Annotated in this window: 19 protein-coding genes and 1 pseudogene; 12 read left to right on the top strand and 8 right to left on the bottom strand. The window is 37.2% G+C overall.

Annotated features, from left to right (window positions below):
• Positions 1-97 precede the first annotated feature (97 nt).
• Positions 98-1,267, bottom strand: coding sequence for an ABC transporter substrate-binding protein (locus tag I2490_RS04670; protein WP_206458616.1), 1,170 nt, complete (start codon positions 1,265-1,267; stop codon positions 98-100).
• 380 nt (positions 1,268-1,647) lie between these two features.
• Here I2490_RS04670 and I2490_RS04665 point away from each other — a divergent pair, with 380 nt between their 5' ends.
• From I2490_RS04665 to I2490_RS04645, 5 genes are all read left to right on the top strand, one after another.
• Positions 1,648-2,193: an NADH peroxidase gene (locus I2490_RS04665; RefSeq protein WP_206458615.1), complete on the top strand. Its 546-nt coding sequence runs from the start codon at positions 1,648-1,650 to the stop codon at positions 2,191-2,193.
• A gap of 68 nt (positions 2,194-2,261) precedes the next feature.
• Positions 2,262-2,663 carry a bacteriohemerythrin gene (locus I2490_RS04660; protein ID WP_206458614.1) on the top strand — a complete coding sequence of 134 codons (402 nt, stop codon included), beginning with the start codon at positions 2,262-2,264 and terminating at the stop codon, positions 2,661-2,663.
• Positions 2,664-2,814: 151 nt separating this feature from the next.
• Positions 2,815-3,576 (top strand): DUF6385 domain-containing protein, encoded by a 762-nt coding sequence (locus I2490_RS04655; RefSeq protein ID WP_206458613.1) that lies wholly within the window; start codon positions 2,815-2,817, stop codon positions 3,574-3,576.
• Positions 3,577-3,663: 87 nt separating this feature from the next.
• Positions 3,664-4,362, top strand: a complete 699-nt coding sequence (locus I2490_RS04650; protein WP_206458612.1) for a DUF6385 domain-containing protein — start codon at positions 3,664-3,666, stop codon at positions 4,360-4,362.
• Positions 4,363-4,607: 245 nt separating this feature from the next.
• The gene (locus I2490_RS04645; RefSeq protein WP_206458611.1) at positions 4,608-5,729 is read left to right on the top strand and encodes a serine hydrolase domain-containing protein; all 1,122 of its coding nucleotides are present in this window, start codon (positions 4,608-4,610) and stop codon (positions 5,727-5,729) included.
• A 206-nt stretch (positions 5,730-5,935) separates the two neighbouring features.
• Here I2490_RS04645 and I2490_RS04640 read toward each other — a convergent pair.
• The 3 genes and pseudogenes from I2490_RS04640 to I2490_RS04630 all read right to left on the bottom strand — a co-directional run bounded on the left by I2490_RS04640 (position 5,936) and on the right by I2490_RS04630 (position 8,886).
• Positions 5,936-7,299 (bottom strand): annotated as a pseudogene (locus I2490_RS04640) (IS1182 family transposase).
• 150 nt (positions 7,300-7,449) lie between these two features.
• Complete coding sequence (locus I2490_RS04635) at positions 7,450-7,896, bottom strand: GNAT family N-acetyltransferase (RefSeq protein WP_206458610.1); 447 nt, start codon at positions 7,894-7,896, stop codon at positions 7,450-7,452.
• 9 nt (positions 7,897-7,905) lie between these two features.
• Positions 7,906-8,886 carry a lipoate--protein ligase gene (locus tag I2490_RS04630; protein WP_206458609.1) on the bottom strand — a complete coding sequence of 327 codons (981 nt, stop codon included), beginning with the start codon at positions 8,884-8,886 and terminating at the stop codon, positions 7,906-7,908.
• Positions 8,887-9,066: 180 nt separating this feature from the next.
• Between I2490_RS04630 and I2490_RS04625 the strand changes: the two genes are divergently transcribed.
• Positions 9,067-10,164 (top strand): alanine/ornithine racemase family PLP-dependent enzyme, encoded by a 1,098-nt coding sequence (locus tag I2490_RS04625; RefSeq protein WP_206458608.1) that lies wholly within the window; start codon positions 9,067-9,069, stop codon positions 10,162-10,164.
• A 123-nt stretch (positions 10,165-10,287) separates the two neighbouring features.
• Here I2490_RS04625 and I2490_RS04620 read toward each other — a convergent pair whose 3' ends face one another.
• From I2490_RS04620 to I2490_RS04605, 4 genes are read right to left on the bottom strand one after another with little or no spacing between them, the layout of a single operon-like run.
• Positions 10,288-11,322 carry a hypothetical protein gene (locus I2490_RS04620; protein ID WP_206458607.1) on the bottom strand — a complete coding sequence of 345 codons (1,035 nt, stop codon included), beginning with the start codon at positions 11,320-11,322 and terminating at the stop codon, positions 10,288-10,290.
• A gap of 9 nt (positions 11,323-11,331) precedes the next feature.
• Complete coding sequence (locus I2490_RS16985; RefSeq protein ID WP_206458606.1) at positions 11,332-11,871, bottom strand: AMP-binding protein; 540 nt, start codon at positions 11,869-11,871, stop codon at positions 11,332-11,334.
• Positions 11,799-13,109: an AMP-binding protein gene (locus I2490_RS04610; protein WP_206458605.1), complete on the bottom strand. Its 1,311-nt coding sequence runs from the start codon at positions 13,107-13,109 to the stop codon at positions 11,799-11,801. Before I2490_RS04610 ends, I2490_RS16985 begins: the two co-directional genes overlap by 73 nt.
• A gap of 19 nt (positions 13,110-13,128) precedes the next feature.
• Entirely contained in the window at positions 13,129-14,841 is a 1,713-nt protein-coding gene (locus I2490_RS04605; RefSeq protein ID WP_206458604.1) for an AMP-dependent synthetase/ligase, read from the bottom strand.
• 177 nt (positions 14,842-15,018) lie between these two features.
• On the opposite strand from I2490_RS04605, the gene I2490_RS04600 reads away from it, so the two are divergent.
• From I2490_RS04600 to rsxA, 6 genes are all read left to right on the top strand, one after another.
• On the top strand, positions 15,019-16,353 hold the full coding sequence (locus I2490_RS04600) for an APC family permease (protein ID WP_206458603.1): 1,335 nt from the start codon (positions 15,019-15,021) through the stop codon (positions 16,351-16,353).
• Positions 16,354-16,773: 420 nt separating this feature from the next.
• On the top strand, positions 16,774-18,087 hold the full coding sequence (rsxC, locus tag I2490_RS04595) for an electron transport complex subunit RsxC (RefSeq protein WP_206458602.1): 1,314 nt from the start codon (positions 16,774-16,776) through the stop codon (positions 18,085-18,087).
• On the top strand, positions 18,087-19,040 hold the full coding sequence (locus tag I2490_RS04590; protein WP_206458601.1) for an RnfABCDGE type electron transport complex subunit D: 954 nt from the start codon (positions 18,087-18,089) through the stop codon (positions 19,038-19,040). The genes rsxC and I2490_RS04590 overlap by 1 nt, the downstream gene beginning before the upstream one ends.
• Complete coding sequence (locus tag I2490_RS04585) at positions 19,040-19,594, top strand: FMN-binding protein (RefSeq protein WP_206458600.1); 555 nt, start codon at positions 19,040-19,042, stop codon at positions 19,592-19,594. The genes I2490_RS04590 and I2490_RS04585 overlap by 1 nt, the downstream gene beginning before the upstream one ends.
• Complete coding sequence (gene rsxE, locus I2490_RS04580; protein ID WP_206458599.1) at positions 19,594-20,277, top strand: electron transport complex subunit RsxE; 684 nt, start codon at positions 19,594-19,596, stop codon at positions 20,275-20,277. Before I2490_RS04585 ends, rsxE begins: the two co-directional genes overlap by 1 nt.
• The gene (rsxA, locus tag I2490_RS04575) at positions 20,277-20,870 is read left to right on the top strand and encodes an electron transport complex subunit RsxA (protein ID WP_206458598.1); all 594 of its coding nucleotides are present in this window, start codon (positions 20,277-20,279) and stop codon (positions 20,868-20,870) included. The genes rsxE and rsxA overlap by 1 nt, the downstream gene beginning before the upstream one ends.
• The last annotated feature ends 10 nt before the right edge of the window (positions 20,871-20,880 follow it).

Below are 20,880 nucleotides of genomic sequence, written 5' to 3'. Positions count from 1 at the left end.
ATGATAATTTCTCCTCTAATTTCTACTTAAAACAGAATCATGGATGCAGCTTCATTTGGAAGCTGCATTCATGATTCAAAATAAATCTATTAATTCATTAGAACGGCTCTACAAAACTCTTATATACAAACTGCCCATCCTTAACCGTTTTAATTACGGCAGGCTTAATTGCATCGCCATTTTCATCTAAAGTAACAAAACCAGCTGCACCTTCAAAATCCTTTGTCTCTGCTAAAGTATCTCGAATTGCCGGACCATCTGCACTTCCTGCTCTTTGAATCGCATCAAGTGCAAGTAAGTAAGCATCAAATCCACATGCAGTTACACCTGCCGGCTGTTCATCACCATACTTTGCAGCATAAGCATCTAAGAATGTTGCAGTCATTTCAGTTAAAGGAGCTGCCGGATCATAGAAGGAAGAATAAACAGCACCTTCTGCAGCGTCTCCTGCAATTTCAAGAAGCGGTGGTGTTTCCCAAGTATCTCCGCCTAAGAACTGTAAATCAATTCCTAATTCTCTTGCTTGTTTCATCAAAAGAGCGGTTTCTGTAAAATTACCTGGTGCAAAAATCGCTTCCGCACCGGAATTCTTAATATCTGTAAGCTGTGCACTGAAATCCTGATCGTTTGTATTATAGTTTAAAGTGCTTACGATACAATTATCATCTCCCGTTAATTCTGTAAATGCATCCTTGAAGAAAGCTGCTAAGGAGACTGCGTAATCATTGGATACTTCCTGAACAACCGCAATCTTTTTAAATCCTTCATCAAATGCATATTTTGCCATTACTGTACCCTGGAACGGATCAATAAAGCAAACACGGAAATAGTATGGCATGCCTTTGGTTACCAAAGGGTTTGTACATGATGTACCGATTGCAGGCACTTCTGAATCCTCAAAAATCGGACCTGCTGCCATGGAGAATCCACTTCCCCAGCTGCCGACTACAATATGTGCACCCTTGCTGTCAACAAGATTTCTTGCCGCATTGGATGCTTCTGTTTTATCTGACTTGTTATCAGCAATTGCAAGTTCTACAGGTATTTCTGTTCCATCAATGGTCACAGTCGGAAACATTTCGTGAGCCAGTTCAATTCCCTGTAGCTCTAGTTCACCACCGCCTGCATTGGCACCAGTAAGCGGTTCGAACACTCCAACAATAATTTTTTCCGGTAACGCTCCGGAATCGGCGCCGCTGTCGCCACAGCCCGCCATAAATGCTGATAAAATCATCACTAATACCAGCATAAGGGATATCTTTTTCATTGTCTCTCCTCCTTAAAATGATAGGGTTTCCCTATTTAATAAGACCCTTTTAATTATATCAATTTACCGTGAAAAAGCAAGGATTCTTGTGCGTTTTTACAAGGAAATGATAAATAACTTCGAATTTTCGAACAATTTTTTCAATGACTTCATTTTTTAATCTTAGTTTCTGCTTTATATACTAAATATTTCGGGATGATTTGATCGAGTAACAACCAAAAAATTGAGTAATGCATTGAACAATATATTTATTATAAATAAAATTTTCTTTGTTTTAACTTTGAGTTATGTGGTATATATGAATCGTGAGCAATCACATAAAATTGATAAAATGGCATAATGCCGATAAAAATGATAATTTGAAATGGAGGAATTTAAAAATGAAAAAATGGGTTTGTACCGTATGCGGTTACGTTCATGAAGGAGATCAGCCACCTGCACAATGTCCACAATGTAAAGTGCCTGCTGAAAAGTTTAAGCTTGCAGAAGAGGGTAAAAAAGAATGGGCTGACCAACATTTTGTAGGAGTTGCAAAAGACGTTGATCCTGAAATTGTACAGGGTCTTAGAGATAATTTCATGGGTGAATGCACAGAAGTCGGAATGTATCTTGCTATGGCTAGAGTGGCTCATAGAGAAGGTTATCCAGAAATTGGTATGTACTATGAAAAGGCAGCTTGGGAAGAAGCAGAACATGCTGCGAAATTCGCAGAGCTTTTAGGAGAAGTAATTACTGATTCTACAAAGAAAAACTTAGAGTTACGTGTGGAAGCGGAGAATGGTGCATGTGCAGGTAAAAAAGCATTAGCTACTATGGCAAAACAGCAAAATTTAGATGCAATTCACGATACCGTTCATGAAATGGCAAAAGACGAAGCAAGACATGGATGCGCGTTTGAAGGTCTATTAAACAGATACTTCGGTTAATCTCACTTAAGATTAGCAAACGTGACGTTAACAAATGAAACGCATTAAAAAAAAGGAGTGTAATAATTATGGCATATAATTGGACTGCTGATTTAGAAACCGGAAATATAACAATTGATGAACAACACAAGCAATTAATCGGTGCACTCAATAATTTACTTAATTCTTGTTCACAAGGAAAAGGCCGAGATGCACTGAAAGAAACCACTACCTTTTTATATAATTATACGTCAAAGCACTTTGCAGATGAAGAAAAGCTTCAACTAGCAAGTAAATATCCGGATTATGTGAATCATAAAAGATATCACGAAGAATTTAAAAAGGTTGTACATGATTTAATGTCCCAATTGGAAAAAGATGGGCCTACTGTTGTATTAGTAGGTAAAGTAAACAGCAGCATTGCAGGATGGCTTCTCAATCACATCAAAAAAGAAGATGTGAAAGTAGCAGCTCACATTCGTTCAAAATAACCTTAAAATTGCTATAAATATTGTTTTTATAAAGTCGTTTTACAAATACTGTAAAACGGCTTTTTTAATGGCGTGTTTCTTTCACCCTGTTGTAACCTTCCGAAATAAAATGAATATTTTAATACAAGAAAATTTTTAAGGGAGTGAACCTATGCGCATCCTACAAATAAATCCCATAGAAATAAAAAGCTTTGCTAGGCATTGCGATAATATTATAAATGATACCATATTAGTAGGAAAAGGGAGTGATTGCATTTATTTTAATGCAGAACTAACCTTTCTTCCATTTATCACAAATCCAAACGAAACCATTGTAAGAGCGACTCTTAAAATGTACTGTAAAAAGATTTGGGGCAACCATAATCCGACTGTTATTTGTATAAACAGCAACAATGTAGGTACTATGATTTTTGAAAAAGGCTATTACGAATGGGATGTAACAAATATAATAAAGACGATTCGAAAAAAACCTTTTGATTTAAGGGCATACACAAATAATCAATCTGAATGTTGCAGCATTAAAGAATTTGAACCTTTTTATCACGACAAAAAGCCTATTTTAGAAGTATTTTTGGAAACAGTACCACCGGATCCAAGTCATAGATTGATCAATATCATCGAAGACTGCGTTGCAAGAGAACATGTACAATATTGCAATTGGATGGATTGCAGTTCTATGGATGACTATACCTACTTTATACAAAATCTGGGTCATCAAGAGGTGGAAATAGATATTCAGATCAGTCCCGATAAAAATATGATCTGCAATGATTCCGGACCAACTTTAATAAAGCCAAACGAAGTCGTTTATCAAGAACCACTTCGTACTGCAAGATATGTAAGAGTATCGTATAAAACAATTTCTTCCTCTCAGCCGACTCCGATCAAAGTATGGTATCAGGGAAAAGAGTAAAGTACTAAGGAAACTTTTTATAAAATTTTCATATTATGAATGAGAGTAAAATTTTTTTACTCAAAATTTAATATGGAGTGATTAAACATGCCAGGAATGCCTATATTCCAAAATTCACCGAGTCAATTAAAAGGTCAAATTTATGTTGTAGACAATACCACTGATAATGTAGTACCTTTACACGTTGACAATTCAGGTAACCTGCCTGTCAATTTTGCTGCCGACAGCACAATTGATACTGTAAATACGGTTAACACAGTTACTGCCGTTACCGATATTACCAATGATGTCAGTATTATAAATGGTGCTACACCGCTAAACGTAGGTACAGTAACCGCTGTTACAGATATCACGAATGATGTTGGCATTATAAACGGTACCACCCCACTCAACGTAGGACTTTCCGCAGGTACAAATGTAATTGGTAAAGTCCAAAATGATCTCATATTCACAAATGTAGACTCTTTCGGTGCTGGTACAATTTTAACACCAAAAACTGTCGATGAAACTGCTGCTGTAGTAGCTGACGCACAAGACATTTCACAACAATCTTCTTATAATTGGTTTATTAAAAATACCGGTTCACAAGATATCACATTAGTAGTCAAAATCAGTCCTGATAACACCAATTGGATGGATGATACTGGGGACACCATCACCGTAGCAGTAGATGAATCTAAAATGATCACTGTAACAAACTTCTTAAAATACGCATCATTTACAATTGCTGCTTTAGGTGCAGGATTAAGTACAACAGTTATTTCGTGCTTCCAAGCACAACATTAATCCAAACGAAACAACCTTCTCGATCAAATATATGGTCTTTAAGTTATAAATCAAAAACGGCTCTTTATATTCTGAAAAGAGCCGTTTTTTTATTTTCTTAATTTTTCTTAATTTTTACAACTCTTATATAAAGTTTCAGTATAGCAATGATATACTGTTTATTAAGTAAATCATACTTTAATAAATTTAAATTCCCTGCTTTCTTATATCTATTTTCTTATCGTTTTAATGAGAGGAGAATATCAATGAAATTTAAAATGAAACGATTTTTAATTCTATTAATTTGTATTTTTCTTTTTACATCCTGTACAGTCAGCCGAACACCGGAACAAAAACTGGATCACCATTTAATGAAACTAACAAAGGACTCCAACTCTCCCTCCCTCTCTGTTCTGATTGCTGATCATGGGAAAGTTGTATATAAAAAATCATTTGGTTATGCAAATGTGGAAGAGAAAATCCCTGCAACACCAAGTACAAATTATCGTTTGGCCTCCGTTACAAAAATGTTTACCGCTATGTGTATCATTCTATTAAAAGAACAAGGCCGTCTTGATTACGAAGCTCCGGTACATACAATCTTAAAAGATTTTCCTGAGTACGGAAAAGATATTACGGTTCGCCATCTTTTAACCCACACTTCCGGTCTAAAAGACTATTACGGAGAGCCTACCGAACTCATCGGAGGCGGATTTACCGAAACCAATCAATTAACCGATCATGATGTATATGAAATTGTGAAACGGATGGACGGAACGTATTTTGAACCAGGCAAAGACTTTCAATACTCAGATACAGGCTATACCGTTCTAGGTCAAGTAGTGGAAGCCGTTTCCGGTACTTCCTTGGCTGATTTCATGACAGAAAACATCTTTAAGCCACTTAATATGACACAAACAGTCGCTTATGATCCAGTTCATGACCCTACCATTCCAAACCGAGCTTTGGGTGCAGAACGACGAAAAGGTATCTATGTTACCCATGATCAAAGCTACTCAAGCGGAGTCCTCGGGGACGGAGGTGTGTATTCTTCCTTAGAAGATCTATATAAATGGGATCAAGCACTTGATAACGGTACACTCATTAGCAAAGAAGCACTCAATGAAGCTTATCACATACCTTCCCATAACTTTCCTTCACAATCATATACATATCGATGTGGCTGGTTTATCTTCGAATCTCAAAATGATATCATAGAACAAAATCATAACGGTTCTACACAAGGATTTTCAACGTATTATTTAAAACAACCAATGCTTGGTAAAACATTTATTGTTCTAAGCAACAAAAACTTAGATGATGATGCTTATGAGTTACATACTCTTGTTCGAAGCCTATACGATTTTAAAGTAACTTGTTATATTTAATTTTTTAACTACTTTCTTGAATACAGTTTATCGGATTACGGTTTTAATAATAAAAGTAATGATTATACCAAAAAAAGCGGCTTCTCCAGAAGCCACTCAGACTGTAGACAAAATACCTTGCTAAATTTATATTCTTATAATTTCTGCAAGGTATTTTCTATTTTTTCTATAAAGCTTTTAAAAAAAGAAAAAATAAAAGGATATCTCTATGCCATTTGATTCCTTCTTTCAGATTTATGAATCCATGTTGCTAGTTTTTTTAGATTCATGGACGCAAAAAGAAGATTCAGTTCCATTTCTATCTTCTGAATCCCTCGATATTGTGTATAACGCATATTATGTTTTTCTTTTGCATCTGCAAAGACTCGCTCAATGGTTTGACTCCGTAGTTTGTAAAGATCTCGATACTTTGGAGTATGACGAATGTCCTCACATTGCTCTATGTAGTTTTCCCATATATGACGTGTGACTACTTTTACATGGTCCTTACTTGCTGTGCATTCTGATAAGGAAGGGCAACTCTTGCAAATTTCTCCTTTACTCTTATATTCCCGATACCCTTCTCTATTTGTTGTAGTATAGTTTAACACTTGGTTTTCTGGGCATACAAAGCAATCATAGTATTCATCATAAGCATATTCGTGTTTTTTAAAATAACCATTTTTTGTCATAGGTCGTTTGTATGGTAGGATAGGAATTCGTTTATCTTTGAGTATTTCTCTAGCAATTGCAGGTGTTTTATATCCGGAATCCATTACAATATTTTTTACACCTTTATATCTTTTTACTTTTTCATAAATCTTTGGGAATGCAACTGAGTCATGTACATTTCCTGGATTTGTATGAAAAGCAAGTATGTAATTGTTTCGATCGCAAGCTACATTTGCAGCATAAGCAAATACTACCTTATGCTTTCCTTTATGAAATACACCGCAATCCGGATCTACGGTACTTTTCTTGATTACTTTTGTCTTTTCTTTGGCTTCCGTTTTTTTTTACAAGCTTGTTTTCCTCGTTCAATGCGATCTTCGTTAATTTCTTTCATTAGTTCTTTTTCATAGTATTTAACGGATTCCAAAACGGTTTCTTTTTCACTGTTATGGTTATTTGCACTTGCTTTAATATGTGTACCGTCAATGAAAATGCTTTCTGAATTAATGAATTCATATTCCATAATTTCAGCAATGACTCTTTGAAAGATTTGTTCGAATAAGTCAGTATTTTGAAACCGACGAGAGTAGTTTTTACCAAAGGTAGAAAAGTGAGGAATTTCTTCCTCTAAACTATAACCAAGATACCATCGATAAGCTACATTCGTTTGAATTTCTTTAATGGTCTGCCTCATGGATCGAATACCAAAGGTATATTGAATGAGGGTAATTTTAATTAAGACGACAGGGTCGATGCTTTCTTTTCCCACATCAGAATACAAATCTTTTACAAGGTCATAAATGAAAGAGAGATTAATCGCAGTATCTATCTTACGAATAATATGATCTTGTGGAACAAGAGAATTCAAGGTTACCATTTGAAATTGATCACGACCTAATAAATCTTTCTTACCCATCATAAAGCAAATACCTCCATGTATTTATACATATATTTTACCATAAATACAATAAAATGTATTACATTATGTAAAAAAAACTGTAGGCAAAGATAGAGATATCCTTGTCTACAGTCTGAGCGGCTTCTCCAGAAGCCACTTTTTGCTTTTTATTTAAATCATTTTTAATCGCATCTCAATTGTATTTTCTCCAAATCCAAACGAACGATAAAATTCGATCGTTTCTATATTTTCATAGGAAACGGTAATGGTAATTTCCTTACATCCTACTTTTTTCAACCAATCAAGGTGCCTCAAAATCAGTTTTTTTCCGATACCTTCTTTCCGATACATAGAAAGAACATGAAGTGTTGCAATTTCACCTATTTGCCCATCACAAACTGAAATACAATATCCTACAATCACTCCATCGATTTCAGCAACACTAATCTTAAGCAACGATGGATCATAGCTTAAAAACCCTTTCATCCGATCATGAAAATTCAGTCCATCATACAAATATCCAAATTCCTTTGACAATCTTTGATGATACTCTCTGTTTTTCTCCCAGACATCTTTAATTGCATCAATTTCTTTCATTGAAATATCTTTAATATTCATTTGCTCCCCCTAAAATAATAATTCTAAAAATTGTTTTGCATTGATACCCCAAATACATTCACCAATAGGAAAATTATTTAGTACATTCTGCAGCGCTTCTTTTTCATGTAAAACTCCTAAGCATTGCATTTCTAATTGAGAAATATCTTTTGTCCCAAAAAAGTCACCGTAAATTTTCATTTTTTGTATGATTCCATCTTCAACCGAGAAACAAACTTCTACCACACCAAACTCATATTTACAGCTTTTTTTAGCTGTATAATCCGGTGATTGCCCAAAGTTCCAGTCCCATGTTTCATATTTCTTTTTTGCAAGGCTATTAATAGCATAAATGTCATTCTCATTAAGAGAACCTTCTTTGATTTCAGAAATATTCTCTTTAAAAGAATAATAAAGTTGGTTAAAAAAAGTATCAGCATCCATAGGTTCTTTCAGATGCTCTGATATATTTGTCACATAGCTGCGTACTGACTTTACACCCTTACTTTCTATTTTAAATGGATTCGGCTTTAAACAACCCGTAAGATCGGCTACATCCGCCGAAAACAAAATACAACCATGATGCATGATTTTTCCATTTCTTCGTGCCTGTGCATTGCCGCAGAATTTTTTCCCATCAATGAACAAATCATTTCTACCAGACAATACTGCATTTACCCCTAGTGTCTTTAAGAATTCACAAATCGGTTTTGTAAAAAACTCATAATCAGAAAATAAACTAGAATCATATTTTTGGATGATTGTATAATTAATGTTGCCTATGTCATGAAAAACCGTTCCTCCTCCTGTTAATCTTCGGACAACAGAAATGTCATTCTCCTTTACATAATCTAAATTTATCTCTTCGATCGCATTCTGATTACGCCCTACAACTACAGTTCGATCATTTCGCCATAAAAGAAGGATTTCATCTTCTACATGATCCAAAAAGTACTCCTCTGCAGCTAAATTAAAATAAGGGTTTGTACTTGTATTTTTAATTAGTAACATAAAATCCGTCTCCTTTTTGTAAAAATCTAACTTATTTTATCATACTAATTTTAGTTTTCCAATTTAAACATATTCTTTAACATATTCGTAACAAATCCCCTACAACTATTGTCAGAATAATAGCTATCCTGTATTATTATAATAATAGAAAATACTAAATCACCAAACTGGAGGATTAAAATGGAACATACAACAAATCAATATCCATTACTTGAAATTGACTTAAAAAAATTAAGAAATAATATCGAACAGGTAGTGAACCGTTGCAGCAAAGTCGGAATTGAAGTTGCCGGTGTCATCAAAGGCTTTAACGGAATCCCTCAGGTATCAGAGCAATTTAAACTAGGCGGCTGTCGTTACATTGCCTCTTCCCGTCTTGAACAAATCGAAGATGCAAAGAATTACGGCATTGAAGGACCTTTTATGCTGATCCGAATTCCAATGCCGACTGAAATTCCAAGATTGGTTTCTCTGGCAGAATACAGTTTACAAAGTGAAATTTCCGTGATTGACGCATTAAATGAAGAATGCATTCGTCAAAATAAAAAGCATAGTATTATTTTAATGGCTGACATGGGGGATCTCCGAGAAGGATTCTGGGATAAAGACGAAATGGCAAAGGCAGCTCTTCACATTGAAAAAGACCTTGAAAACGTTCATCTACTCGGTATTGGTACAAACCTAGGATGCTACGGCTCTATTAAGCCGACTCCAGAAAAAATGAACGAATTGATTGAAGTTGCAGAAAAGATTGAAGATACCATCGGACGACAGCTTGAAGTCATCTCCGGAGGTGCGACAAGTTCCTTCACAATGGTACATGACGGTACTATGCCAAAAAGGATTAACCATCTTCGTATCGGCGAAGGTATCATTTTAGCTTATGATTTACAAAAAGACTGGGGTTATGACATGAGCTATCTCAATATGGACGCATTTACTTTAAAAGCTCAGATTATCGAAGTAAAAGACAAACCAACTTACCCGGTCGGAGAAATCTTTATTGATGCGTTTGGGAATGTGTGTGAATACGAAGATCGAGGTATTCGAAGAAGAGCATTGCTTGGACTCGGTAAACTAGATGCATGCGATCTCACCAAGCTTCTTCCGCGTACAGAAAACATTGAAATATTAGGAGGAAGTTCTGACCATACCATAATCGACGTTGAAGACAATACTGATAATTTACAGGTAGGAGATATTTTAGAATTTGATATTTGCTATACAACAATGTTATTTTTAACCAACTCAAAAAATGTAAATACACAATGTATTTAAACGTAAATTGTCATTAAACGATATTGTTTGAAATTAAAAGAGCAGAAGTCCTCTATATTAATTAGAGAATTCTCTGCTCTTTCTATTTGTATCAAACCATTACTTTCTTGTGTTATAAATCGTTTATTTACTATTTGCTATCACTCTGATCAGATCACTGAACACACCGTATCCGGTTTGCAAAAGCTCCGGATTATGCTCGACAATCGTTAACTTGCCCATCAAATCCGTCGTAATAGAAACTGCACTGGATGTCCCATCAATATGAGCAATCAATTCATCCATCGGCACTTCAATAGGCTTCACAGTTCCAACTACTTTCCCGTCTTCTATCACACCACGACAGAAAAGCTTAATGCAGCACCCTCTATTTGCTGCTTCTTTGATGTTTTCTTCCGTAATGTCTTCAATGCCTTTCCGATCAATATCCTTAGGAGTGATATTCGCACCCATAAGAACGTTCAACAATGCGGTCGTTTTTGCAGCTGCATCCCAGCCTTCCATATCCATAGATGGATCGGCTTCGACAAACCCTCTTCTGCGTCCTTCTTCCATTACCTCATCATAAGGGATTCCTTTTGCTAATTCCTCAAGCACAAAATTGGTTGTGGTATTCAAAATGCCGCTTACTTCTGTTACTTTACAGAATTTTAACGTATCTTCAACTAAGTTAAATATTGGAGTACCATCCATTACTGTCGTTTCATAATAAAAACAAACACCTTGTTTCTTTGCAAGTTCCTTTAATTCATCGTATGCCCATGCAATTGGACCCTTATTCGCTGTAATCGCATGCTTCCCACGTTTCATTGCACACTTTAAATGATCGATTGCAGGTTGTCCCGTGAAAATTTGAAGCGGTGTTAATTCAAGCATTACATCATAATCTACTGTGTCGATGACTTCCATCGATGTCAATTTTGAATACTGCGATGAGCCTTTATTAAAAGAACCTTCCTCCTCAATCTGTCGACAAGCCTCCTTTAAATCAATTCCCTCCTGGCAAACCAGACTACCACGACTTCCTGTTGTAATTGCAACAACATTAACATCACAACCCATAGTTTTCTTTATAACTTCATGTTTTTCTGCGAGTATTCCAGCAAATGCCCTTGCCGCATTTCCAAAGCCTATCATCGCTACATTCAAATTCCTCATTTCACCCTCCTACCGATTTGCTTCTGCATACCGTTTTATCTTTCTAGCAGTCGTTTTCTCAAATTCTACCTTTCGAAGCTCCATTCGCTGTATTCTCTTATATATTGGCTGCTGCTTGTTCAGCTCATCTATTTTTTCCCAAAGCAGCTGCTCTGCTTCCGTCTGCTCATATCCAATTCCCAAGGCTTCTTCCAATTCTTCATGATCGGCTTTTATGGCTGCAAAAATTACCGTCTCGCCATCCTCTTCGCGCCTTCTTCCGGATATAAGACATTCCTCTACATAAGGAATTTTATTTAAATAATACTCCAGTTCCTCTGGAAATACATTTTTACCATTTTTCGTAATAATAACATTCTTTTTACGACCGGTAATGTGTAAAAAGCCTTCTTGATCCATATAACCTAAATCTCCGGTATGAAACCATCCTTCCTTCAATACTTCAGCAGAGGCTTCCGGATTTTTATAATAGCCTATCATAACGTTTTCCCCGCGAATGCAGATTTCTCCAATGCCTGCATCATCGACATCCACAATCTTACATTCCATTCCGGGAGGCATGCAACCCGCTGATGCTGAATTCGCTTTATATCTGGATTCAGTGCAGCAATCGGCCCACATTCTGTCAAACCGTATCCTTGTAAACAATTAATTCCAAAATCTTGAATTCCTTCAATGATTGCAGGATCCACCGGTGCACCGCCGGAAATCAGAAGCCGTAAGCGCCCTCCAAATACAGAAGTAACTGATTTTAAAAGCAATGGCGCCAAATTTAATTTCACCTTTTTTGTATAATGGTTAATTTTCAATATTTTCTTTAGCTTTTTATCGGCTCCTTTTTTCTTTGCCGCTTTCCATATTTTGCTGTATAAGTTTTCTAATATAAGTGGTACACATAAAAAAACAGTTGGCTTTGCTTCGGCTAAATTTTTTGCAATATACTTTAACCCCTCACAATAAGCGATCGACGCACCGCAAAACAAAGGACACAAAAATCCACACGTACACTCATACGTATGATGAATTGGCAATACAGAAAAAAAGACATCCTCTTTCTCAATTCGAACTAATGTCACCATTGACATTAAGTCGGCGGCAATGTTCCGGTTTGAGAGCATAACACCCTTTGAAAGTCCTGTCGTTCCGGAAGTAAATAATAATATGCTCATCGCTTCTGCATCAATTTCCGCATCTAAGAAAGCTCTGTTTCCAGTTTGCAATAGATTGTAACCAATCTCAAGCAGGCTTTTCTGAGAAAGTGTGTCCTCTGCAATTTCTGAACCTTTCATATTAATTAGAAACAGCAATTTGGTTTGTCCACTTTGTTTCATGCGTCGAAACATTTCCTCGTATTTTTTATCGTAAAAAATACATTCAATCTCTGCCTCCTGAACCAAATGCAGTAATTCATTTTCCGGAAGTTCCTTGTCCAAAGGAACCACAACGCCAACTCCACTTACGGTTGCCAAATAGGTAATGGCCCATTGATAGCTGTTTTCACCAATCACGCCGATGCGCTTTCCGGATAGACCCATGGAAAGCAACGCCGTACCGAGTGCCTCTACATCTTCCTTAGCCTTACGATAGGTGACAGCACGGTACGGTCCGCCCTGCTCATCTTTTACAAAAAACGCTGGGCGATCGGCGTACAGCTTTGCACTTGAAACAAACATATCCCGAATGTCAGTAATGGGACGAACGTTTTTATATCGTACCCTCGAATCCGAGCTGTTTTTTATTTTTTCTATTTGTTGCATTGCCCATTGTTCTTTGTTTAAATTTGACATCCCCAATTCCCCATTTCTTTTACTTGTAAGTTCTTTTTATTTTTTTTGTTGTCGTTTTTTCAAATTCTTCCTCTCGAATTTTAAAACGTTTTACTCGCTTATACGTTGCCATATGATCATTCGTATCATCAATCACTTGTTTTAACAACTTCCGCAGCGCTTCTTCCGACAACTTTCCTAATTTCTCCTCAATCACACTATATTCCGGTACTATTTCCGCAAATACAACGGTTTCCCCAGACTTTTCATCTTCTATACCGGAAACCAGCACTTCCTTGATGTAGTCGTTCTTTCCTAAGTGAAACTCAACTTCCTCCGGGAAAATATTCTTTCCGTTTTTCGTAACGATTACATTTTTTTTACGTCCTGCTATGTACAAAAAACCATCTTTATCAAAGTAACCGTAATCACCTGTATAAAGCCAGCCATCTTTTAAGACCTTTTCCGTTTCCTCTGGGTCTTTATAATATCCAATCATGACCGAATCACCCTTACAAATGATTTCACCCACTCCATTCTCATCCTTATTGATGATTTGAATCTCCGTTCCCGGCATCGGAAGACCTGCCGCAGCATCTTTATAATATCGATCCGTATTAACGGCAATGATCGGTGAATTCTCAGTCATTCCATACCCTTGAATCATTGTGATGCCCATAGCATTAAAATCAGAAACTACCTGAGGGTCTATAGCCGCAGCACCTACAATCAGTAAACGCATATGTCCGCCTAGGGCTTGATGTACGCTCTTAAAAAGTTTCTTCGTTGCTTTTATATTAAACTTATTTAATGTTTTTGAAACCGTAATTGCAGCACGCATCTTATCGGCTTTTCCGCTTGCTTCTGCCTTTTTCCATACTTTTTTATGCATGGATTCAAAAATAAGCGGTACACCTAGCATAACCGTTGCCTTGGCTTCTGCCATATTTTTTACAATGTACTTTAATCCTTCACAAATAGCAATGCTGCACCCTTGATACAACGCTGTCATATTATGACATGTAAACTCATAGGTATGGTGCATCGGCAATACGGAAAGTCCCGTTTGATTGTCTCTTACATTCACATATTTAGACATATTATATACATTAGCACAGATATTTTTATGAGAGAGCATGACACCTTTTGCCATTCCGGTTGTACCGGAGGTAAATAGAAGCATATGCATTGCTTCCGGATCAATCTCTGCATCAATAAAATAACGGTTTTCCTCTAAAATGAGTTTTTTTCCACGTTCAATCAAATGTTTTAAAGATAAAATGTTATGATTATCGGAAGCTGCGTCCATACTAATAATGCAGTCAATTCCTTCTACACCTTCTAACGCTTCAAAAACTTTACGCTCCACCTTTGCAGAAAAAACAATGGCACTTACTTCTGCACGAATTAATAAATTTTGTATTTCACCGGAAGATAATTCACGGTCTAATGGTACGATGACACCGGTTCCGTTGGCAATTGCCAAATAGGATACAATCCATTCATATCGGTTTTCTCCAATTAAAGCAACCTTTTGTCCGGTTAGCTTTAAATCCATAAATGCCGTACCTAAGCAATCAATATCTTCCTTTAACTGCTGAAAGGAAATGGGACGATACACGCCGCCGGGTTTGTCTTTTACTAAATAAGCTGCTCGATCCTTATAAAGTTCTGCGGAACTGTGAATCATATCCTTCAAGTCCCGTATCGGTCGATTTTCATAAAAATCCTCTTTATATTTGCTGTTACTCATAACGTATACCCCGTTTCTAATCTTTTCTTACATTTTATATGTAATAATAGAAGCTCGTTGTTTATTTTATCACTCTCGCCTTGATAAGGCAATGATTTTCACGCTTGACCCGTGAAAGTGTTTTCTATATTATAAGAATATAAAAAATTCAAAAAATTTAAAAAGGAGTAAAAAAGAATGGAAACACAAAAACGGCAATATGGCCTTTTTACTTCCATTGCAATGATTGTCGGCATTGTAATAGGTTCGGGAATTTTCTTTAAATCTGACAATATTTTGGTCTATACACAAGGGAATGTAATGCTTGGAATCCTATTATTCTGCATTGCCGCCTTCGCCATTATATTTGGTTCCCTATCCATTAGCCAACTTGCAAGCTTAACTGATAATCCCGGTGGATTTATTACGTATGCGGAAGAGTTTGTAAGTCCTCGTTTCGGTGCCGCCTTCGGCTGGTTCCAAGTATTTATTTATTATCCTTCTCTAGTCGTCGTCGTGTCATGGGTTATCGGCATTTATATGTCACAGCTTTTTGGTTGGGATTTGGGTTTAAATGGTCAAGTACTCATCGGCATTTTATGGTTTATTCTTTGCTTTGCTTATAATACGCTGTCTGCAAAAATCGGCGGTTATTTTCAGAATGCTTCAACAATTATTAAACTAATTCCTTTATTTGTTATCGCCATTTCTGGTCTTCTTTTTGGTGAGCCTGCTAACGTATTTAATAATCCTTCTCCAGAAGCAGCCAATGCCACAAAATCTCTTTTATGGATGGCCGGAATCGGACCGATTGCCTATTCCTTTGATGGCTGGATTATTGCAACCGCAGTGGCACATGAAGTAAAAGATTCGAAAAAAAATATGCCTCGTGCATTGGTTGCAGCCCCACTGTTCATCCTAGGTTGCTACTTGCTGTATTTTATTGGCATCTGTTCTGCTGTTGGCACGGATCAAGTAATGGCTCTGGGCGACGGCAGTGCAATCGCTGCATGTAATTCTTTATTTGGAGAAAACATTGCAAAACTCTTTATGGTCTTTGTCGTAATTTCAGTTATGGGCACTGTAAACGGTATTATCCTCGGATACATTCGAATTCCATACTCCCTTTCATTAAAAGAAGCTTTACCGATTCCCAGCTTAAAGAAAGTAAACGAATCCTTTAATATTCCGATTTACTCTTCCCTGTTTTGTTTTATTATCACCTTAATTTGGTGGGCAATCCATTACTTTACGATGCGATATAACATCTTAGCAAATTCAGATGTTTCCGAAATTGCAATTGTTGTAAGTTATATTTTATACATTGTTTTATATTATCAAGTTTTCCGTCTTTGGAAAAAAGGGCAGATACAAGGTGTGATTAAGGGAATTGTATTTCCGGTTCTTGCAACAATGGGTTCTCTTTTTATCATGATTGCCGGACTTCAGAATCCATTGTTCCTAATTTACGTATTCATCTGCTTCTTAGGTCTTTTGGGCGGCTGGATATTTTACGGAAAAAAGTCTTCTTAATTGAAAAACTTTTGAATTGTTAAAGAAAAGTGTTAGAAAGAAAAGCCATAGCATAAGATAGAATCGTAGCTTCTCGCTTTCAAAGGAGAAACTACGATTCTTTTTTTTGTCTTTATACCAAATAATTTATACCAATTTACCTAGTGTTTCCACAAAATAAAACACTATCCTTAATTTACACCTTAATTTTTGACAGGAAATCTCAATTTGCATCGCTTTTCCACCATTCTTCTCGACAAAAGGACTTTACATAATTGAAAAATAGGTGTATTCTTTATTATTGTAGGCCCTTATGCAAATTTGGCAGTATTATTTCTGCAAAGCAAAGAGTCTTCCACCTTTTCAAGTGTAGACAAAACTACGAAAGAAATGGTTAAAATTCTACAATTTTTGACAAGGCTAGATAAGGAGAGAGAGTTTATGAGTTCAGTTTCAAAACATCTAAAGGGTATCCATGTCAACCATTGTAAAAACACCGCCGGACAGTCCATCGTCAAAATGCCTGTACCGGAAAAAGTGTACATTCCAATGGTTCAGCACATAGGTGCACCTTGCCAGCCAACGGTCGCAGTCGGCGATCATGTTAAGGTTGGCCAATTAATCGGAGACAATGCGGCTCCGGTGTGTGCTCCGATTCACTCCAGTGTATCGGGAGAAGTCACAGCTCTTGTTAAGGGCATGACTGCACAGGGTATCGTTGATACCAGCATCGAAATTACAACCGATGGCAAACAAGAAGTTGCCGAAACCGTAGTTCCTCCTACAATTAATAACAAGGAAGAATTTTTAACGGCAGTACGTGCTTCTGGGCTTGTAGGTTTGGGCGGTGCTGCATTCCCTACCCACATTAAGTACAATCCAAGAAATCCGGAAGAGGTTGATACTTTAATTTTAAACGGTGCAGAATGTGAACCTTATATTACGGTTGACCACATGACCATGCTTGAACATGCGGAAGAAATCGTAGAAGGTACAAAAAACATTCTAAAATATTTAAATCTGAAACAAGCCATCATCGGTATTGAAGGAAACAAACCAGATGCCATTGCAAAATTCAATGAATTGGTAAAAAATGAGCCAAACATCAGTGTTTGTGAATTATTACAACAATACCCTCAAGGCGCAGAACGTGTTCTCATTTATGAGTGCACCGGAAAGCACTTGATTGCCGGAAAGCTTCCTGCTGATGTCGGTGTGATTGTTTCGAATGTAACAACAGTATTAAAACTTCAACAGTTCTTAACTACAGGCATGCCTCTAGTTACTAAGAGCCTTACCGTAGACGGTAATGTGGTAAAAGAACCAAAGAACGTAGAAGTTTCAATTGGTACACCAATCATTGATATTATTGAGTTCTGCGGTGGATATACCGGTGAACCAAAGAAGATTCTTATGGGTGGACCAATGATGGGTCGTGCTTTACCGGATGACGGAAAATGTATTATTAAAGGAAACAATGCAATATTGGCATTTGATGAAACCTTTGCAAATATGAATCCGGAAACTGCCTGCATTAATTGCGGTCGATGTGTAAAAGCCTGCCCTATGAATTTAATGCCGACTGCTCTATTCAAGGCATTTGAACGCAAAGATGTAGATGCCTTAAAGACGTATAATGTTATGTCTTGTATGGACTGTGGCTGCTGTACGTATGTCTGTCCTGCAAGAAAGCAGTTAAGCTTTATTAACAAATTAGCAAAAAGTCTTGTATTGGCGGAAGGAGGAAAGAAATAATGAGTAAGATGAAAAACGGAAACTTAATTGTTTCTTCCGCACCGCATGTAGTGGCCCCTGTAAACACATCCAAAATTATGTTGGATGTTTGCATTGCATTGATTCCTGCAATGATTATGGAAGTTGTTGTTTTCGGTTTTCGTGCATTGGCATTGACAGCCGTTTGTGTCGTTGCATGTGTATTATTTGAATCAGTTACTAGAAAACTATTAGGTCGTCCGGATACCATTTCCGATTTAAGTGCTGTTGTAACCGGTATTTTACTATCTTATAATTTACCTGCCGGCCTTCCTTTTTGGATGGCAGTCGTTGGATGTTTCGTTGCAATTGTCATTGTAAAGCAAGTATTCGGCGGACTTGGACAAAACTTTGCAAACCCTGCAATTGTAGGTCGTATTGTTTTATTCATTTCCTTCGCAACTCCAATGACGACTTGGGTTCTTCCTAAATCGCAGCAGACTGTAGATGCGATTACCGGCGCAACTCCTTTAGGATTATTTGCAAAAGGTATGGATGTTCCTTCCAACATGGATATGTTCTTAGGTTTCATCGGTGGTTGTACTGGTGAAGTCAGTGCAATTGCATTATTGATCGGCGGAGTTTACCTTGTAATCAAAAAGGTTATTGAACCTACGATTCCGGTATGCTTTATCGGTACCGTATTCGTATTTGCATTAGCTGCAGGATTGGATCCTGTATTCCACATCTTTGCAGGTGGTGTTATGCTTGGTGCGATCTTTATGGCAACCGACTACGTTACTTCTCCGATTACTACAAAAGGTAAAATTATTTTCGGTATTGGCTGCGGCCTTTTAACCATGGTTATTCGTCTATATGCTTCATATCCAGAAGGCGTTTCTTTCGCAATTCTGTTAATGAACATTTTGACTCCTCATATTGATAATTTAACTCGTTTGAAGTTAAACGGTGTTCCTGCAGGAGGTGACAAATAATGCAAAACAATAGTTTTAAAGAAAATTTTGCACCAACCGTTGTGCTTGTAGTGATTTGTCTTGTTGCCACTTTGCTTTTAGCAGGTACGTATCAAGTGACCACTCCTATTATTGAAAAAATTACAAAAGAAAATGCGGATGCTGCTCGTGCTGAAGTACTAAGTGCAGCAGATGGATTTGAACAAATGGATGTTACCCTTCTTGAGGGTGTTACCGAAGTATACAAAGCGACAAACGGTGCCGGTGTAGTTGTTACAACTGCATTCAAGGGCTTTGGTGGCGCTGTAACCGTTATGACAGGCATTGATACAAACGGTGAAATTACTGCTGTTAAAGTAACGGATGCTGCAAATGAAACTCCGGGTCTTGGTACGAAAGCAACCACTCCGGAACATTTAGCAAAATTCGTAGGTCAAACCGCAATTACCAATGTAGATGGTGGAGAAGGAACAAGAGTTGACGGAATTACCGGTGCTACGTTCACTTCTAATGCAGTCTTCAATGGTGTTCACGCAGCATTAGAACAATTTGCAGAATTAGGAGGTGCTTTATAATGGAAAACAAACCAAGTAAATTGGGTATTATTACCAAAGGCATCATCAAAGAAAATCCAGTATTGGTACTGGTATTAGGTACTTGCCCAACGTTGGCAGTTACCACACAAGCGGTCAATGGTCTCGGTATGGGTCTTGCTTCAACCGCAGTATTAATTTGTTCCAATATTTTTATTTCTATATTGAAAAAAATCATTCCGGATAAAGTTAGAATCCCTTGTTACATTGTTGTTATTGCAACCTTTGTAACCATTGTACAGTTCTTATTAAAGGCATATTTACCTGCACTGGACAAATCTTTGGGCTTATTTATCCCGTTGATTGTAGTAAACTGTATCATCTTAGGCCGTGCCGAGATGTTTGCAAACAAGAACTCTGTTATTGATTCCGCTTTAGACGGTGTCGGAATGGGTCTTGGTTTTACACTCGCTTTATTCTTAATGGGTGCAAGCAGAGAACTTTTAGGTTCTGGTCAGTTATTCGGCCATGACATTACCGCTGGATTCATTGATCCAATGGCAATCTTCGTATTGGCTCCGGGTGGATTCTTTGTATTTGGTTGCCTTATTGCTATCGTTAATAAGCTTACCAATGGTAAGCCAAGCAAGAATAAGGCAAATGGTTGTGCAGGATGTCCTTCCGCAGCGGCATGCAGCCAGGCAAGCGAAGGAGGTTGTAACTAATGAAAGAAATGTTAATCATTATCTTAGGAGCCGTCCTTGCAAATAACTTTGTATTGGTAAAGTTCCTTGGAATTTGTCCATTTCTTGGTGTATCCAAGAAATTAGATTCTGCATTCGGTATGAGCTGCGCCGTAATCTTCGTTATGGTACTTGCAACTGCAGCAACATGGCCAATTCAGATATTATTATTAGAGCCGAAGGGCATTGGTTATTTACAGACCATTGTATTCATCTTAGTAATTGCAGCCCTTGTACAGTTGGTTGAAATTATTTTGAAAAAGTACGTACCGGCTCTTCATAAATCATTGGGAGTATTCCTTCCATTGATTACTACAAACTGCGCTGTTTTAGGTGTTTGCGTATTAAATATTGACGAAGATTTTACTTTTGCTCAATCTTTGGTAAATGCTTTCGGTGCAGGCCTTGGCTTCCTTTTAGCTATGGTTCTTTTCTCCGGCGTTCGTCAGAGAATTGAATTCAATGACTATCCGGAATGCTTTAAAGGTATTCCATCCGTTTTAATCGCTGCTTCTATTTTGTCTTTATCCTTCATGGGATTCTCAGGCGTAATAGATGGCATTTTCGGACTGTAAGGAGGTGCCA

The sequence above is a fragment of the Anaerovorax sp. IOR16 genome, from assembly GCF_017168145.1.
Taxonomy (GTDB): domain Bacteria; phylum Bacillota; class Clostridia; order Peptostreptococcales; family Anaerovoracaceae; genus IOR16.
The sequence above is the reverse complement of the archived record's forward strand: the minus strand, read 5'-3'. Positions and strand labels throughout refer to the sequence as shown.

Bases quoted from the DNA above. Each gene is read 5' to 3' on its own strand.
- I2490_RS04635 (WP_206458610.1), bottom strand. From the start codon at position 7,896: ATGAATATTAAAGATATTTCAATGAAAGAAATTGATGCAATTAAAGAT.
- I2490_RS04585 (WP_206458600.1), top strand. From the start codon at position 19,040: ATGCAAAACAATAGTTTTAAAGAAAATTTTGCACCAACCGTTGTGCTT.
- I2490_RS04610 (WP_206458605.1), bottom strand. From the start codon at position 13,109: ATGTCAAATTTAAACAAAGAACAATGGGCAATGCAACAAATAGAAAAA.
- rsxE (WP_206458599.1), top strand. From the start codon at position 19,594: ATGGAAAACAAACCAAGTAAATTGGGTATTATTACCAAAGGCATCATC.
- I2490_RS04655 (WP_206458613.1), top strand. From the start codon at position 2,815: ATGCGCATCCTACAAATAAATCCCATAGAAATAAAAAGCTTTGCTAGG.
- rsxC (WP_206458602.1), top strand. From the start codon at position 16,774: ATGAGTTCAGTTTCAAAACATCTAAAGGGTATCCATGTCAACCATTGT.
- I2490_RS04630 (WP_206458609.1), bottom strand. From the start codon at position 8,886: ATGTTACTAATTAAAAATACAAGTACAAACCCTTATTTTAATTTAGCT.
- I2490_RS04650 (WP_206458612.1), top strand. From the start codon at position 3,664: ATGCCAGGAATGCCTATATTCCAAAATTCACCGAGTCAATTAAAAGGT.
- I2490_RS16985 (WP_206458606.1), bottom strand. From the start codon at position 11,871: ATGGAATGTAAGATTGTGGATGTCGATGATGCAGGCATTGGAGAAATC.
- I2490_RS04620 (WP_206458607.1), bottom strand. From the start codon at position 11,322: ATGAGGAATTTGAATGTAGCGATGATAGGCTTTGGAAATGCGGCAAGG.
- I2490_RS04605 (WP_206458604.1), bottom strand. From the start codon at position 14,841: ATGAGTAACAGCAAATATAAAGAGGATTTTTATGAAAATCGACCGATA.
- rsxA (WP_206458598.1), top strand. From the start codon at position 20,277: ATGAAAGAAATGTTAATCATTATCTTAGGAGCCGTCCTTGCAAATAAC.
- I2490_RS04590 (WP_206458601.1), top strand. From the start codon at position 18,087: ATGAGTAAGATGAAAAACGGAAACTTAATTGTTTCTTCCGCACCGCAT.
- I2490_RS04665 (WP_206458615.1), top strand. From the start codon at position 1,648: ATGAAAAAATGGGTTTGTACCGTATGCGGTTACGTTCATGAAGGAGAT.
- I2490_RS04645 (WP_206458611.1), top strand. From the start codon at position 4,608: ATGAAATTTAAAATGAAACGATTTTTAATTCTATTAATTTGTATTTTT.
- I2490_RS04670 (WP_206458616.1), bottom strand. From the start codon at position 1,267: ATGAAAAAGATATCCCTTATGCTGGTATTAGTGATGATTTTATCAGCA.
- I2490_RS04600 (WP_206458603.1), top strand. From the start codon at position 15,019: ATGGAAACACAAAAACGGCAATATGGCCTTTTTACTTCCATTGCAATG.
- I2490_RS04625 (WP_206458608.1), top strand. From the start codon at position 9,067: ATGGAACATACAACAAATCAATATCCATTACTTGAAATTGACTTAAAA.
- I2490_RS04660 (WP_206458614.1), top strand. From the start codon at position 2,262: ATGGCATATAATTGGACTGCTGATTTAGAAACCGGAAATATAACAATT.